This window comes from Kitasatospora sp. NPDC001132 (genome assembly GCF_053598415.1).
In genome coordinates, this window is the sequence record NZ_JBSFKF010000007.1 from 112,810 (window position 1) to 127,395 (window position 14,586).

A 14,586-nucleotide genomic window follows, 5' to 3' on the forward strand; every position below is an offset into this window, starting at 1 on the left:
ATTCCGGCGGGTGGCGGTTGGCCTTGCGGTTCGCGCCTGTTGGGTGGTTCGGTGCGTGCGGCGGAGGGGTTCGGGGCACGGAGGAACGTGAGCCTGCTCACCCGGGCTTCCCCCGCCGGTCGCCCGCCGGTCATGTCTCCTTCGCCGCTGCCGTCACGCCGCCGGCAGCAGCAGGCCCCAGGCCCCCGGGTGCACCGTCCAGGTCCGGGCCCGGACCGGGCCGACCGGGCGGCCGTCGGCCTCGTAGCCGAAGCCGCGCCCGACCACCGAGACGCTCGCCGCCCGGGCGCGCACCAGGTCGCCGGAGGCGGCGACCACCACCTCCATCTCGCCCGTCCCGTCCGAGGCGCCGGACGGGAGCGTGACCTGGACCAGCCGGACCGGCCGGTGGACGTCGGCGAGCAGCCTGCCGTCGGCCTCGACCCGGACCCGGGAGCCGTGGTCGGTGCCGTCCGGGGTGAGCACGTTCGCCTGCTCGGCCGCAGCCAGTTTCGCCCATAGCGAACGCCAACCGCCCGTACGGCCCACCGGCCGACGCGTGCCCCCGCCGGTGATCCGGACCCCGCCCAGGGCCACCCCGCCGCCGTCGTCCACCAACAGGTCCAGCCGGCGCGGCGCGCCCGACAGCACCGCCCGCGCGGCCCCGACCGGCTCCCCCGGCACGCCGAGCGCGCGGGCCGCGACCAGCTCCTCCGAGCGCCCGACCGGAACCATCCCCACCGGTTCGGCGCCCAGCTCACGCTGGCGATGCAGGGCCTGGAGCACCCTCTGCAGCGCGAGGTCGGAACCGATCACGACCGGTCGCCTCCGACCCCGGTGCGAAAGCACCCGGTCGAGCTCGGACGGGTTCTCCGGAAAGGCCACCTTGGCGTCCGCACCCCCGCAGAGCACGTCCTTCGCGATCCGCACCGACTCGCCGTCGGTCTGCCGGGCCACCGGGTCGAGGAGCAGCAGGAGCGGCTCCGGGCCGCCGGTAGCAGGCGTGGACAGGGACGACACGACCGGTCCTTCCTCAGGTAATCTCTCGGTGCAAGAGCCCCTTGCGCCATTGCGCCAGGGGCTTCGTCTATCTCGGGGCAGACTGCGGCCTACGCAGGATGCCCCAACCGGAAGGGGTGTACGCCTGTGCCGGCACTCGTGCTCGTTGGCGCTCAGTGGGGAGACGAGGGCAAGGGGAAGGCCACCGACCTCCTCGGCGGCTCCGTCGACTACGTGGTCCGCTACCAGGGCGGCAACAACGCCGGTCACACGGTGGTCATCGGCGACCAGAAGTACGCCCTGCACCTGCTCCCTTCCGGAATCCTCAGCCCGAACGTCACGCCGGTCATCGGCAACGGCGTCGTGATCGACCCGGCCGTGCTGCTCTCCGAGCTGGCCGGCCTGAACGAGCGCGGCATCGACACCTCGAAGCTGCTGATCTCGGGCAACGCCCACCTGATCACGCCGTACCACCGCACCCTGGACAAGGTCACCGAGCGCTTCCTCGGCAAGCGCCGGATCGGCACCACCGGCCGCGGCATCGGCCCGACCTACGCGGACAAGATCAACCGCGTCGGCATCCGGGTCCAGGACCTGTTCGACGAGTCGATCCTGCGCCAGAAGATCGAGGCGGCGCTGCACGACAAGAACCAGATCCTGGTCAAGCTGTACAACCGCCGCACCATCCCGGCCGACCTCGTGGTCGAGGAGTACCTGGGCTACGCGGAGAAGATCAAGCCCTTCCTCTCCGACACCACCCTCGTCCTGGACGAGGCGCTGAAGGCGGACAAGGTCGTCCTGCTGGAGGGCGGCCAGGGCACCCTGCTCGACGTCGACCACGGCACGTACCCCTTCGTGACCTCGTCGAACCCGACGGCGGGCGGCGCCTGCACCGGCGCCGGCATCGGCCCGACCAAGATCGACCGGGTCATCGGCATCCTCAAGGCCTACACCACCCGCGTCGGCTCCGGCCCGTTCCCGACCGAGCTGCTCGACGAGGACGGCGAGGCGCTGCGCCGGATCGGTGGCGAGCGCGGTGTCACCACCGGCCGCGACCGCCGCTGCGGCTGGTTCGACGCCGTCATCGCGCGCTACGCGACCCGGGTCAACGGCCTCACCGACTTCTTCCTCACCAAGCTGGACGTGCTGACCGGCTGGGAGCAGATCCCGGTCTGCGTCGCGTACGAGATCGACGGCAAGCGGGTCGAGGAGCTCCCCTACAACCAGTCGGACTTCCACCACGCCAAGCCGGTCTACGAGACGCTGCCGGGCTGGACCGAGGACATCAGCAAGGCGAAGTCCTTCGCCGAGCTGCCGAAGAACGCCCAGGCGTACGTGAAGGCGCTGGAGGAGATGTCGGGCGCCCCGATCTCGGCCATCGGCGTCGGCCCGGGCCGCGACGAGACGATCCAGATCAACTCGTTCATCTGAGCCCGAGCGCTTCGAGGGCCCCGCAGGGACGCACCGTCCCTGCGGGGCCCTTCGCTTCGCCCATCCTCAAAATTTTGCACTAGTTCAAACGCCTATTGCCTCTAGTGCAGAGCAGGGCTACTTTTGGATCATGACCGCGAAGCTGCCCTCCCCCGTCGCCCTCACCGGCCGCCACATCCGCCTGGAGCCCCTGGAGCGCCGCCACCTCGCCGACCTCTGGGCCTCCGTCGGCTCCGAGCCCGAGGTCTGGCGCTGGACCATGCACCTCCCGCCGGCCTCGGAGGAGGAGCTCGGCGCGATCATCGACACCCGGATCGCGGAGGCGGCCGCGGGCGAGTCGGTGAACTTCGCCGCCGTCGACCTCGCGACCGGCCGGGCCGTCGGCGCCACCGGCTACCACGACTTCACCGCAGAGGACGAGTTCGTGGAGATCGGCGGCACCTGGTACGCCCGCTCGGTCTGGCGCACGGCGGTCAACACCGAGGCCAAGCTGCTGCTGCTCGACCACGCCTTCGAGGACCTCGGCATGGGCCGCGTCTTCTGGAAGACCGACGCCCGCAACGAGCGCTCCCGCACGGCGATCCAGCGCCTCGGCGCCCAGTACGAGGGGACCTTCCGCCGCCACCGCCGGCGCCCCGACGGCACCTGGCGGGACAGCGCCTACTTCTCGATGCTCGCCGACGAGTGGCCGGCGGCCAAGTCCCGTCTGACCGAACGGCTCTCCCGGGGCTGAGGCGCAGCCCCGGCGCCGGGCCGCACCCCGGCGGCCCGGCCCGCAGCGGCTACTTCCGCTTGCCCCGGGCGGCATGGGCCGCAGCCAACTCGCGTTTCGCCGCGCGGAGTTCGTAGGGCTGGACGTTCACCAGCCAGACCAGCCAGCCGACGAACAGGACGGCGAGCAGGAGCGCCGACAGTCCGGCGACGAGAAGCGCATTCACCGGGAGGCGGAAAAGCGCTGGGGAGGGTGGGGCCGGCGGGGAAGGCCTGGTGGCGAGGGGAGGGGCATGGCAGTCTCCGGTCGGTGATTTCGGGCGCCGCGACCATGCATCTGGTGTGTCATTACGGCCATCAAGGGCCGATTGACGACTGTTTAGACGGCAACAAGTCAGCGAGTGACACGGACGACCATAGGGTCAAGGTGCCAGAGTTGCTACCGAGCGCGAGGACGTTCACTCCATCGTGGGGTATCCCCCGTTTCAGTAGCTAGGGCCCTGTGTGCGCGGCACACTTCACCGGAAGCATCGACGCCAGCCGCGACCCGGAGAAGAGAGTCATGCCACCCCGCTTGTCGCCGACCGTGCGCCAGCAGCGCCTCGGGATCGAGTTGCGCAGGATGCGCGAACGCGTGGGCGTCACGCCCAAGAGCCTGGCCGCCACCATCGGCACCGACCTGCCCAAGATCTCCCAGATGGAGAACGGGAAGTCGGGGATCAGCGCCGAGCGGCTCCGGATCTGGGCCCACACCTGCGAATGCGAGGACGGCCCTTATCTGGAAGCCCTGTTGGCGATGACCCAGGACCGGCGCAAGTACTGGTGGGACGGCTACCGCGGCCGGCTGCCGAACGCGATCATCGACATCGCGGAGATGGAACACCACGCGGCCTCCCTGTCCATCCTGAACAGCACCTTCATCCCCGGACTGCTGCAGACCCCGGAGTACGCCGCCGCGGTGTTCGAGCGGCTGCCCCCGCAGTACCGGCAGGAGGCGGAGGTCCGGAAGGCGTTCCGGATCCGGCGCCAGCAGATCTTCGTCGACCACCCGAAGCCGTACAGCGCGTTCCTGCACGAGTCCGCACTGCGCATGCAGTTCGGCGGTCCTGACGTGCTGCGCGACCAGTTGAGGAGCCTGCTGGCGAATTCCGAGAGGCCCGCGGTGGAGATCCGGGTGATCCCCTTCAGCGTGCCCACCTACACCGGCTCCGGGGAGAGCCTGTACCTCGCCCGCGGTCCCGTCCCGGAACTCGACACCGTCCAGATCGATCTCTCCCACGGGCCCACGTTCGTGCACAACCAGGTCGAACTGGCCTCCTACCGCCGGATCAAGGAGGAGACCGCGGCGATCGCACTCGGCCCGGACGAGTCCCGGGACTTCATCCGGGCCTTGCTGAAAGACTTCGCATGAGTGGCTGGCGCAAGGCCTCGGCCAGCGGTGAGAGCACCGACTGCGTCGAGGTCAGGTCGGCGGGCGAGCTGGTGGAGATCCGCGAGTCGGACCGGCCCGAGGTCGTCGTACGGACCACCCCGCGCAAGTGGGCCGCCTTCGTCCGCGGGGTGAAGTCCGGGGAGTTCGACCGGTACGGCGACTTCACCCGGCCCTGACGTCCGGACCCGGTGCCCGACGAGGGCTAGGCTTGCAGCCCACAGTGGATCCCTGCGCCTGGCACGGCACTCCGGGTGGGGGTGCGCGTGCGGGAGAAATCGGAGCATCCGAGGATGGCTCGGCACCTGATCACCAGCGCCCTTCCGTACATCAACGGGATCAAGCACCTGGGCAACATGGTCGGGTCCATGCTCCCGGCGGACGTCTACGCGCGCTACCTGCGCCGGCGCGGGCACGAGGTGCTGTTCATCTGCGCCACCGACGAGCACGGCACGCCCGCCGAACTCGCCGCCCAGGAAGCCGGGTTGCCCGTCGCCGAGTTCTGCGCCCGGGCGCACGACGCGCAGCGGGCGGTGTACGACGGCTTCGGGCTCTCCTTCGACCACTTCGGCCGCAGCTCCTCCCCGCAGAACCGGGAGATCACCCAGGAGATCGCCCGCGAACTCCAGCGCAACGGCTTCATCGAGGAGCGCGCGATCCGCCAGGTGTACTCCAACGCCGACGGCCGCTTCCTGCCGGACCGCTACATCGTCGGCACCTGCCCGCACTGCGGCTACGACAAGGCCCGCGGTGACCAGTGCGAGAACTGCACCCGGGTGCTGGACCCGACCGACCTGCTGGAGCCGCGCTCGGCGATCAGCGGCAGCTCCGACCTGGAGGTCCGGGAGACCCGCCACCTGTTCCTGCTCCAGTCCAAGCTCACCGAGGAGGTCGAGGACTGGGTCGCCGGCCACGCCGACGACTGGCCGGTGCTGGCCTCCTCGATCGCCCGCAAGTGGCTGACCGAGGGCCTCCAGGACCGCTCGATCACCCGCGACCTGGAGTGGGGCGTCCCGGTGCCGGCCGACGTGTGGCCCGAACTGGCCGCCGAGGGCAAGGTGTTCTACGTCTGGTTCGACGCCCCGATCGAGTACATCGGCGCCACCAAGGAGTGGGCGGACGCGGCCCCGGCCGGGCAGCTGCGGGACTGGAAGTCCTGGTGGTACGAGGCCGACGAGACCGTCCGGTACACCGAGTTCATGGGCAAGGACAACGTCCCGTTCCACACCGTGATGTTCCCGGCCACCCTGCTCGGCTCACGCCGCCCGTGGAAGAAGGTCGACTACGTCAAGGCCTTCAACTGGCTGACGTACTACGGCGGGAAGTTCTCCACCAGCCGGCGGCGCGGCGTCTTCGGCAACGACGCCCTGGACCTGCTGCCCGCCGACTACTGGCGCTACTTCATGATGGCGCAGGCACCCGAGTCGGACGACTCCAGCTTCACCTGGGACCTGTTCGCCTCGGTGGTCAACAAGGACCTCGCCGACACCCTCGGCAACTTCGTCAACCGGGTGCTCTCCTTCAGCCGCAAGCGCTTCGGCGACGACGTCCCCGGCGGGCACGCGCCGGGCGAGGCCGAGCAGCGCCTCGGCGAGCAGATCGCCGGCCTGCTCGCCGAGTACGAGGCCCAGCTGGACGCACTCAACTTCCGCAAGGCGGCGCAGGCCCTGCGCGCGCTGTGGAGCGCGGGCAACGCCTACCTGGACGAGAAGGCGCCCTGGCTCCAGGTGAAGACCGACCCGGACGCGGCGGCGCTGACCCTGCGCACCGCGATGAACCTGATCCACCTGTACGCGGTGGTCTCCGAGCCGTTCGTCCCGACCACGGCCGCGGCGATGCGCGGGGCCTTCGCGCTGCCCGAGGACTCGCCGGCCGCCACCCGCGACTGGATCACCCCGCAGGAGGCCCGGGCGCTCGACCTGGTGCCGGCCGGGACGGCGTTCACGGTGCCGCCGGTGCTGTTCGCCAAGGTCACGGAGGACGACCTGGCGGCCTGGACGGAGCGCTTCGGCGGCTCGGCGGAGTAGCGGACGCACGGCGCCGCGCCGCCGGTCAGTCCCGGCGGGCCGTGTGGACGGTCATCGCGGAGAGGTAGAAGGCGTCCGGGCGGTGCAGGATGCCGGTCGGGGCGTCCTCGGCGAGCAGGGCCTCCAGGGTGGCCCGGTCCTCGGCGTCGAGCTGCTCGGCGAGCTGGTCGTACCGCCGGGTCAGCTGGGTGTGCAGGTAGCCGCGCACCGGTCCGGAGAGCGGGGCCGGGCGGTCGACCAGGAAGGTGCGGGTCCCGGCCGGGGTCAGCCCGGCCCGCCGCAGCATGGCCGGCCAGTCCTCGATCTCCCGGGTGCTGTCGGGCAGTTCGGCCCGCATGGCGCTGAAGCCGTCCTCGTGCGCGGCGTCCATCCGGGCCTGGAAGCCGGGCCGGCCGAGGCCGAAGTCGCGCGGCAGGTAGCGCGCCGACAGGCCGCCCTCGGCGACGGCGAGCAGACCGCCCGGCCGCAGCACCCCGGCGAGCGAGGTGAGCGCGGCCTGCTGGTCGCCCAGGTGGTGGATCGCGTTGCCGGACCAGATCAGGTCGGCCTCGCCGAGCTTGCCGAACTCGGCGGGCAGGTCGGCCTGTTGGGTGCCGAGCCGGCCGCCGGAGCGGGTCCGGGCGCGCTCCAGCAGGGCGGCCGACTGGTCGACGGCCACCACCTCGGCCGCCGGGAAGACCTCCGCCAGCAGCCCGGCGATCACCCCGGGGCCGCTGCCGACGTCGAGGACCCGCCGTACCGCGCCCTCCCCGTGCAGGCCGAGCAGCCACCGGCCGGCCTCGGTGACGGCGTCGGCCCGCAGGTCGGCCTCCAGCTCCAGGTGCGCGGCGAGCGCGTCCCAGTCGAAGTCGGCGGCGGGGACGTGCCCGTGGGCGTGGGAGTGCCCGTGCGAGTGCCCGTGCGAGCGGGCGTGGTCGTGCTGGTGCGCTGACATCCGGATTCTCCGATCGTGGGTTGACGAAGGCTTCCCCGCTCAGGCGGGCAGGGCGGCACCGGACGCGCGGTACCGCCGCACCGCCCGGTCGACCTCCTCCGCCGCGAGGTCGTGGTCGAGCACGAAGGCGACCGCCGCGCCCGCCCCGGCGGCGGTGACCACCTGGGCGCGTGCAGCACCGGGCCGCCGGCCAGGTGGACCACGAAGCCCGGACCGGCCGTCTCGCCCATGGCGCTCACCTCCACCGCCAGGCTGCGGCCCGCCTCACGGCACTGGCAAGCTTTGTTGCTGCCTCGGCAAACCCAGGCCCCGGCGGAGCGCGTCGGCTCACCCCCTCGTCCGCCGCCAGTACGACCGGGCGGCCACCACCAGCGCGACCCCGTACCCGGCGAACCCGCACATCCCGACCCAGCCGACCTCCAACGCGCTCCGCTCACTGGCGAAGGCGCCCAGCCTGATCCGCGTCACCCCGGCGGTGCACAGCGTCAGGTAGCCGATCCCGACCACCCCGTACGGCGCCAGCGTGGCCGCGCCCAGCAGGGCCGGGGCGAGCGGCAGCCAGCGCGGCACCCGGCGGCCGCGCAGCGGCAGCGTCCAGCGCGGGAAGACCTGCCCCCACGGCCGGACCAGCCCCCAGAGCAGGAACACCCCGAGCAGTGCCAGCAGCATCGTGCCGTCGAGCCCCCAGCGCTCCAGGGCGAGCCAGAGCCCGGAGGATCCGTTGCGCACGTAGTCGGCGTACATCCGGTCGCCGCCGACTCCGGCGAAGGAACCGCCGAGCGCCCAGACCAGCTTCATCAGCACGTACGGCGCGAACGCCAGGGTCCCCGCCCAGGCGGCGAGTTGGACGAGCGGCGGAGCCGCCGTGGGAGCGGGAACGGTCCTACCGCCCCGGCCACCGCGGGCGCCGGGCCGCAGCCCCAGGGCGGTGCGGGCCAGCAGCACCGCCCCCACCGCCGCCAGCGCGCGCTCCACCGAGTCGGGGACGCTGTCCACCGACTGGCCGAACAGCAGCGTCACCCCGTCCATCAGCAGACCCCAGGCCCCCACCGCGGCCACCCCGCACAGCGCCCACAGCAGCCATCGGAGCCATCGGTGCCATCGGTGCCGGAGCACCGGCTGCCGCCGCACCACCGCCAGGCCGGCGGCGGCCGAGGCCACCCCCACGCCGGCCACCACCCACCCCGGCCACCCCGCCCCGAACAGCTCCGTCCCGCTCAGCGCGCACCCCAGCCCGAACCCGGCGGACCCGAGGCCCCAGCCGGTCACCGCCCACCCGTTTGTCACCATGCCGCCAGGCTCGCCCGCGCCGCCCGCACCGGCCCTCCCCCGACGCGGTGATCCGGCTCCCCCACCCGGGGGAACCGGGCGGCCCCCGAAGCGCGACACGGTGCTCCACGGCGCGAGACGGCGGCGCCATCGAGACGGCGGTGCCACGAGAACCATCACGCAGCGCGAACTCGTGGCGCGGTCCAAGGCCGTACTCGACGACGTCGAAGCCGGCGAGACCCACCGCATCACCCGCGACGGTGCGCAGATCGCCGAGAGCCGGCCGATCGGCAACCGCCGACGCCTCGTTCCCGTGGCGGAGCTCCAACGCAGGTGGCGGGGCGTCCCGCGGTCGATGCCGCGCACATGCGGGCCGGGGCCGACGCCTTCCACGGCGACGAGGACCGAGTCAGCGGCGCCCCCTGGGGCGCGCGTGAACGGACGGCGCCGGCCCGGCCGACTCGACGCCCACGCGGCGACCGGTCTTCCTCGGCTCCCACCGGTCGAGGCCGCTGTGGCTTCCGTCCTGCCGGCCGAGTCCTCCCGGGACGTCGCCACGGCCGAGGCTCCGGTACGGACAGCGGCCGGGGCCCGACGGCCGGCGGGCGTGGAGGCGGGTGCGCCGTCCTCCCGGCCGACCGTGAGGCCCGCCCGGCCGCGGCGGCCGGGCGGGCCTGGGCTCACCCCCTCGGCGCGGCGAAGCAGTGGACGGTGACGGTCCGCCCGGAGGCCCAGCGCTGGTCGCCGCCGCCGAGGTGGGTCCAGCCGAGGCGGCGGTAAAGGGCCACGGCTGCGGTGTCGGTGGCGAGCACGTCGAGCACCGGGTGCAGGCCGAGCGCCCGCGCGTGCGCCACGGCGCAGGCCAGCAGCCGGGCGCCGATGAGGCGGCCGCGCGCCCCGGGGGCGACGTACAGCCGGCCGATCACGGTGGCGAGTTCCGGGCGGCCGCCGGTGCGGTGGCTCCACAGGGCGGGGGCGAGGTCGCCCGGGGCGCTGCGGGCGACGCCCACGTGGCCGACGAGTCGGCCGTCCGACTCGGCGACCCAGGCGGCCAGCAGGCCGTCCGGGGTCAGCCAGGCGGCGGGCCGGTCAGGCCAGTCGGCGGGGTAGCCGTCGGCGGCGTGGACGTCGGCCAGCACCCGGACGCAGTCGGCGAGGTCGTCGGCGCGGCGCGGTCGGACCACCACCCCCGCCCCGGCCTGCCGTGGGTCGGACGCGACGACGGTGGCGCGTTCTTCTAGGTCTGCCATGCCGGTACGTTACCGGCCGGGCCTCACCGTCGCAGCAGGTCGACGACCCCGGACAGGTCCTCCTCGCCGCTGCCGATCTCCAGTCGACGCTCCATCAACCGGAAGTACGGCTCGATCAGTTCGGGGCTCACGCCCTGCTCCTCTGCGGTGCGCAGCAGCGTCCCCTTGGCGGCCACCTGCATCGCCAGGTTGGACACCACGCCCTTGGTGTAGTCGCCGCTCTCCAGCTGTTCCGCGGTCGTGCCCACCGAGTGGGACATCGCGGAGATCCAGCCGCCCAGCAGCGGCGCCAGCTCGCTCGGGGCCACGGACTCGCCCCGGATCAGCGCGAAGGCGTGCGCGACCCCGGCGAACATCCCGTACATCCCGCTGAGCAGCGCCACGTCGTACAGCGCCGCGTGCCCGGCGTCCGCGCCCACGTACCGGGTGCCGGCCGGGGCGGTGAGGGTGTCCCGGTGCTCCTCGAACAGCTCGGCCGAGCCACCGTAGAACACGTACCCGCCGGAGGTCGGGACGCCGATCATCGGCGGGACGGCCATGATCGCGCCGTCCAGGTAGCGGGCGCCGTGCCGCTCGGCCCAGGCGGCGCGCAGGCGGGACTGCCCGGGGGTGGTGGTGACCAGGTTGACCAGGTCCTTGCCGGTCAGGTCGGCGCCGTCGAGCGCCTCCAGCACGGAGTCGTCGTCGAGCAGGCAGACGACGACCAGCCGGTTCGCGGCGACGGCCTCCGCGGCGGTGGCGGCGACGGTGGCGCCGCGGGCGGCGAGCGCTTCGGCGCGGGCGGCGGTGCGGTTCCAGACGGTCAGCGGGTGCCCGGCGATGAGCCAGGCCTCGGCCAGCGCGGTGCCCATCGCACCGAGGCCGAGCAGGGTGAGCGGGGTCTTCGACGGGTTGTCAGCGGGGTTGGTTGCCATGGCAGACAGCCTCCGCGCGACCCCGGCAAACGATCAAGTACGCACTTCGAAGTGGGCGGTTACCCTGGGGTGAGCATCGAGCTCGCGGGGCCGGGAGGGGTGGGGATGGCGATCGTGCCGAGGCCGGGGGCGCACGTCTGCGGGACGGACGCCGCGATGGACGTGATCGCCGGCCGGTGGAAGGTGTCGATCCTCTGGGCCCTGGGCGAACGCCCGCGCTGCCGCTTCGGCGAGCTGCGCCGGCTGCTGCCGGGCATCACCGAGAAGGTGCTGGCCGCGCACCTGCGCGAGATGGAGGCGGACGGCATCGTGCACCGGGAGGCGTACGAGGAGGTGCCGCCGCGGGTCGAGTACGAGCTGACCGAGGCGGGGCGCCGGCTCAACACGGCGCTGGGGCCGCTGGGGGACTGGGGGGAGCAGCACCTCCTGAGCAAGGCGCCGCACCCGGCGTAGCGCCCCCGAACGCCCGGCCCTGCCCCCGGGCGGCCCGGCCCTGCCCCGGCGGCCCGGCCCGGCGCCCGGAGCGGCCGTCAGGCGATCGCGGCCGACACCACCGCCGCCACCGCGATGTTGCAGGCGGCGGAGACCCACACCGCCGGGTGCGGCTCCGGCTCGACCAGGATCGCGCCGAGCTTGCCCGGCGTCAGCAGGTCCACCAGCCAGAACGCGACGGCCATCAGCACCAGCCCGAGCAGGCCGTAACAGGCCGTCGAGACCAGGCCCTTGGCGAAGTCGGCGTAGGTGTACATGATCGCGGTGAAGACGATGCCGCCAATGCCGAGCAACGCGGAGCTGAGCAGGACGGCGGCGTTGCGGTTGCGCTCGACCCAGATCTGGTGGCCGAGCCTGCCGGGCGTCAGCAGGTCGACCAGGCCGATGCCGAGGAGCAGCAGCACCACGCCGAGGGCGCCGTAGGCGGCCGCCGCGCCGAGCCCGTGCAGGATGTCGTTCATCGTGGTTCCAGCCCCCGGTCCGCTCACGCCGTACCCCTCGACCGCGTCGGTCAGGGCCCCGACCGGCACGGTCAAGGGTTGGCAAAAGATACCCCACCCGGGTCAGGGGCGGACCGGGATCCGGAAACCGGGGACGGGTCAGTTCTCCTCCCCCACCAGGTGGTCGACGCAGGCCGCGACGGCGAGCAGCAGCCCGGTGTCGGCGCCGTCGGATCCCGTTCGACCCCGGGCCCCGGCCGCGGAGAAGCACCGCCACGGGGACACCGGCCGGAAACCGCGTCGCGCGGCGGCCCCCGATCCCCTTCAATACCGCCATGCACCCCCGCCTCACCACCGCCGAGCTGCGCAGCGAGCGCCTCGACCTGCTGCCGATCGCCCCCGCGCACGCCGAGGAGCTGGCGGCCGCGCTCGCCGACCCGGCCCTGCACACCCACACCGGCGGCCGCCCGGCCACCGTCGAGGAGCAGCGCGCCCGCTGCGCGCGGCTCGCCGCGGGCTCCCCCGACCCGGCCGAGGCCTGGGGCAACTGGGTGCTGCGGCTGCGCGCCGACGGCGCCCTCACCGGCTACGTGCAGACCACCGTCCGCCCCGACGAGGCCGAACTCGCCTGGGTGGTCGGCACCCCCTGGCAGCGCCGCGGCCTGGCCACAGAGGCCGCCCGCGCCCTGCTCGCCCACCTCGCCGCCGCCGGCGTCCCCACCGCCGTCGCCCACATCCACCCCGACCACCACGCCTCCGCCGGGGTCGCCCGCGCCCTCGGCCTGCGCCCCACCGCCCGCACCCGGGACGGCGAGACCCGCTGGCAGGCCGACCTCACCCGGAATGCGGGCCCCCGCCGTGCGGTTTGATTGACGCATGGCATCTCGTGCACGTGTACGCGCCCCCGAACTCGTCGGGGCAGGCGGTTGGCTGAACACCGGCGGCAAGGAGCTCACCCTCGCCGACTTCCGCGGGAAGATCACCATCCTGGACTTCTGGATGTCCTACACAATGTAGGGATCTCCAGAGGGGGCGTACGTGCACCACCACACCCTGTGTGACCTGTACCTTCGACTGTCGCTCGATCGGGACGGCAAGACGGCGATCGAGCGGCAGGAAGCCGACTGCCGTGCATGGGCCGAGCGAAACGGTCTGACGGTCCGCAAGGTCCACATCGACCGAGGGCGCTCCGGCTTCAAGGACGTTGAGCGCAAGGGGTTCGACTCGGCTCTTGCCGCCGTCACGGCGGGCGTCGTCGGGACGCTGATCGTGTGGAAGCTCGACCGGCTGTCCCGCAAGGGCATCGGCCAGGTGGGCAAGGTCCTGGACAACATCGAGAAGGCGGGCGGCCGTCTGGTCTCCGTCGTCGACGGCCTCGACACCTCGAACGACTCGGCCCGCATGGTCGTCGCCATGCTCGCCGAACTCGCCCGGTCCGAGTCGAAGAACCTCGGCACCCGCGTGGCCCACGCGAAGCGGCACCTGCGCCGACAGGGCCAGTGGATCGGCGGACAGCCCCCGTACGGCCTGCTGGTCGACCCCACCACGAAGAAGCTGGTGCACGACCCCGACACCGCCATCTACGCCCGCCTCATCGCGGATGACGCGCTGGCCGGCAGGTCCCTCGTACAGATCGCCCGGCTGCTCAACGAGTACGACATCCCCTCAGCGCGGGGTGGCCAGTGGAACGCCGCGAGCATCATGAACCTGGTCAAGTCGCCCGCCTTCGCCGGCCTCATGCCCGAGACCGAAACCATCGAAGCCGAGGACGGCAGCCGGAAGTTCACCAGCCGGGTGTTCCCCTACCGAGACCCCGAGACACTGGACACGGTCAGCATCGGCGAGGGGATCATCACGGTCGGCGAGCGCGAACGGATCATCCGGCAGCTCGAATCCCGGACCCGCGTCCACGCGGGCAAGCGAATGCCGAAGCCGAACGGCACGGCGCTGCTCACCAGCCTGATCTTCTGCGACGTACCGGGGTGCGGTCGTCGGATGCACAAGGTCGGCAACAGCTACCAGTGCATGGCCCGCCGAGCGGGCAACCAGTGCCCCGGCGCCAGCGCCATGGCCGACCGGGTGGACGACTACGTGTCCGAGCGTTTCCTCTCACTGCTCCCTGCCCTGGAGTTGGACGACCCCCTGTTGGTGACCATCGCTGACCGGTGGGTGAAGCGGACCGACCCCGAGACCTTCGCCAAGCGAGACGCCGTAGCCGACGAGATCACTGACCAGGAGGCCCGGTTGGCTGACCTGGAAGACGCACGCTACGTCCGTGGCGAGTTCGATCGCCCCGGCGCACTCGATCGCTACGACCGCCTCGCCGCCCGACTCCAGAGCCGCATCGACGGCCTGCGCGCCGACCTCGCCAACATCCCGCTGCCCGCCGTCGACATCACTCCGATGCTGGACAGCGAATTGCTGTACCCGGCTTGGGAGGCTTCGACGCAGGATGAGAAGCGGGACCGCCTGTCCCTGGCCATAGACGGCGTGTTCATCAGCAAGGGCGAACGCGGGAAGCGCTTCATCCCGGAGCAGCGGGTCCGCATCAAGTGGGCCGAGATCAAGGAATAGTCTCCACCGCCACAGCGGGGCCGATGGTGGTTTGGTGTTTTGACGCCTCTTCTCAACTCACCATAGAGATTTCTAAGGGAAGCCAGGATCGACGTCCCGAACACCAAACCACCACTGGAAGGGCTTGCGCTCCAGAC

The 14,586-nt window shown here is 72.5% G+C and carries 18 protein-coding genes; 9 read left to right on the forward strand and 9 right to left on the reverse strand.

Annotation, left to right across the window (positions count from 1 at the left end; genetic code table 11):
* Positions 1–153 precede the first annotated feature (153 nt).
* A complete protein-coding gene (locus ACWDBE_RS12175; RefSeq protein ID WP_449788040.1) occupies positions 154–999 on the reverse strand; it encodes a diacylglycerol kinase in 846 nt (281 codons plus the stop codon).
* A gap of 126 nt (positions 1,000–1,125) precedes the next feature.
* Between ACWDBE_RS12175 and ACWDBE_RS12180 the strand changes: the two genes are divergently transcribed.
* Both ACWDBE_RS12180 and ACWDBE_RS12185 read left to right on the forward strand, forming a co-directional pair.
* Entirely contained in the window at positions 1,126–2,409 is a 1,284-nt protein-coding gene (locus ACWDBE_RS12180; protein WP_449788039.1) for an adenylosuccinate synthase, read from the forward strand.
* A gap of 130 nt (positions 2,410–2,539) precedes the next feature.
* Positions 2,540–3,142, forward strand: coding sequence for a GNAT family N-acetyltransferase (locus ACWDBE_RS12185; protein WP_449807910.1), 603 nt, complete (start codon positions 2,540–2,542; stop codon positions 3,140–3,142).
* A gap of 49 nt (positions 3,143–3,191) precedes the next feature.
* Here the strand turns inward: ACWDBE_RS12185 and ACWDBE_RS12190 are convergent, their stop codons facing one another.
* Entirely contained in the window at positions 3,192–3,347 is a 156-nt protein-coding gene (locus ACWDBE_RS12190; protein WP_449788037.1) for a hypothetical protein, read from the reverse strand.
* A gap of 335 nt (positions 3,348–3,682) precedes the next feature.
* Here ACWDBE_RS12190 and ACWDBE_RS12195 point away from each other — a divergent pair, with 335 nt between their 5' ends.
* From ACWDBE_RS12195 to metG, 3 genes are all read left to right on the forward strand, one after another.
* Entirely contained in the window at positions 3,683–4,531 is an 849-nt protein-coding gene (locus tag ACWDBE_RS12195; RefSeq protein ID WP_449788036.1) for a helix-turn-helix domain-containing protein, read from the forward strand.
* The gene (locus ACWDBE_RS12200) at positions 4,528–4,728 is read left to right on the forward strand and encodes a DUF397 domain-containing protein (protein ID WP_392881754.1); all 201 of its coding nucleotides are present in this window, start codon (positions 4,528–4,530) and stop codon (positions 4,726–4,728) included. Before ACWDBE_RS12195 ends, ACWDBE_RS12200 begins: the two co-directional genes overlap by 4 nt.
* A 114-nt stretch (positions 4,729–4,842) precedes the next feature.
* Positions 4,843–6,576 carry a methionine--tRNA ligase gene (gene metG, locus ACWDBE_RS12205; protein WP_449788035.1) on the forward strand — a complete coding sequence of 578 codons (1,734 nt, stop codon included), beginning with the start codon at positions 4,843–4,845 and terminating at the stop codon, positions 6,574–6,576.
* Between the two features lie 25 nt (positions 6,577–6,601).
* Here the strand turns inward: metG and ACWDBE_RS12210 are convergent, their stop codons facing one another.
* The 5 genes from ACWDBE_RS12210 to ACWDBE_RS12230 form a co-directional block, all read right to left on the reverse strand.
* The gene (locus ACWDBE_RS12210) at positions 6,602–7,510 is read right to left on the reverse strand and encodes a class I SAM-dependent methyltransferase (protein WP_449807911.1); all 909 of its coding nucleotides are present in this window, start codon (positions 7,508–7,510) and stop codon (positions 6,602–6,604) included.
* 39 nt (positions 7,511–7,549) lie between these two features.
* A complete protein-coding gene (locus ACWDBE_RS12215) occupies positions 7,550–7,672 on the reverse strand; it encodes a hypothetical protein (RefSeq protein ID WP_449807912.1) in 123 nt (40 codons plus the stop codon).
* 165 nt (positions 7,673–7,837) lie between these two features.
* The gene (locus tag ACWDBE_RS12220; protein ID WP_449788032.1) at positions 7,838–8,800 is read right to left on the reverse strand and encodes a hypothetical protein; all 963 of its coding nucleotides are present in this window, start codon (positions 8,798–8,800) and stop codon (positions 7,838–7,840) included.
* 659 nt (positions 8,801–9,459) lie between these two features.
* Positions 9,460–10,029, reverse strand: a complete 570-nt coding sequence (locus tag ACWDBE_RS12225) for an N-acetyltransferase family protein (RefSeq protein ID WP_449788031.1) — start codon at positions 10,027–10,029, stop codon at positions 9,460–9,462.
* 23 nt (positions 10,030–10,052) lie between these two features.
* On the reverse strand, positions 10,053–10,943 hold the full coding sequence (locus tag ACWDBE_RS12230; RefSeq protein WP_449807913.1) for an NAD(P)-dependent oxidoreductase: 891 nt from the start codon (positions 10,941–10,943) through the stop codon (positions 10,053–10,055).
* A 105-nt stretch (positions 10,944–11,048) separates the two neighbouring features.
* Here ACWDBE_RS12230 and ACWDBE_RS12235 point away from each other — a divergent pair, with 105 nt between their 5' ends.
* Positions 11,049–11,396: a winged helix-turn-helix transcriptional regulator gene (locus tag ACWDBE_RS12235; protein WP_449788029.1), complete on the forward strand. Its 348-nt coding sequence runs from the start codon at positions 11,049–11,051 to the stop codon at positions 11,394–11,396.
* A 77-nt stretch (positions 11,397–11,473) separates the two neighbouring features.
* Here ACWDBE_RS12235 and ACWDBE_RS12240 read toward each other — a convergent pair whose 3' ends face one another.
* Entirely contained in the window at positions 11,474–11,896 is a 423-nt protein-coding gene (locus ACWDBE_RS12240; RefSeq protein WP_392881730.1) for a DUF350 domain-containing protein, read from the reverse strand.
* Between the two features lie 138 nt (positions 11,897–12,034).
* The gene (locus ACWDBE_RS12245; RefSeq protein WP_449807914.1) at positions 12,035–12,160 is read right to left on the reverse strand and encodes a hypothetical protein; all 126 of its coding nucleotides are present in this window, start codon (positions 12,158–12,160) and stop codon (positions 12,035–12,037) included.
* Between the two features lie 50 nt (positions 12,161–12,210).
* Between ACWDBE_RS12245 and ACWDBE_RS12250 the strand changes: the two genes are divergently transcribed.
* From ACWDBE_RS12250 to ACWDBE_RS12260, 3 genes are read left to right on the forward strand one after another with little or no spacing between them, the layout of a single operon-like run.
* Positions 12,211–12,744 carry a GNAT family N-acetyltransferase gene (locus tag ACWDBE_RS12250; protein ID WP_449788027.1) on the forward strand — a complete coding sequence of 178 codons (534 nt, stop codon included), beginning with the start codon at positions 12,211–12,213 and terminating at the stop codon, positions 12,742–12,744.
* A 7-nt stretch (positions 12,745–12,751) separates the two neighbouring features.
* Positions 12,752–12,892, forward strand: coding sequence for a thioredoxin domain-containing protein (locus ACWDBE_RS12255; RefSeq protein WP_329885017.1), 141 nt, complete (start codon positions 12,752–12,754; stop codon positions 12,890–12,892).
* 21 nt (positions 12,893–12,913) lie between these two features.
* Positions 12,914–14,449 (forward strand): recombinase family protein, encoded by a 1,536-nt coding sequence (locus tag ACWDBE_RS12260; RefSeq protein WP_449788026.1) that lies wholly within the window; start codon positions 12,914–12,916, stop codon positions 14,447–14,449.
* Positions 14,450–14,586: the final 137 nt, after the last annotated feature.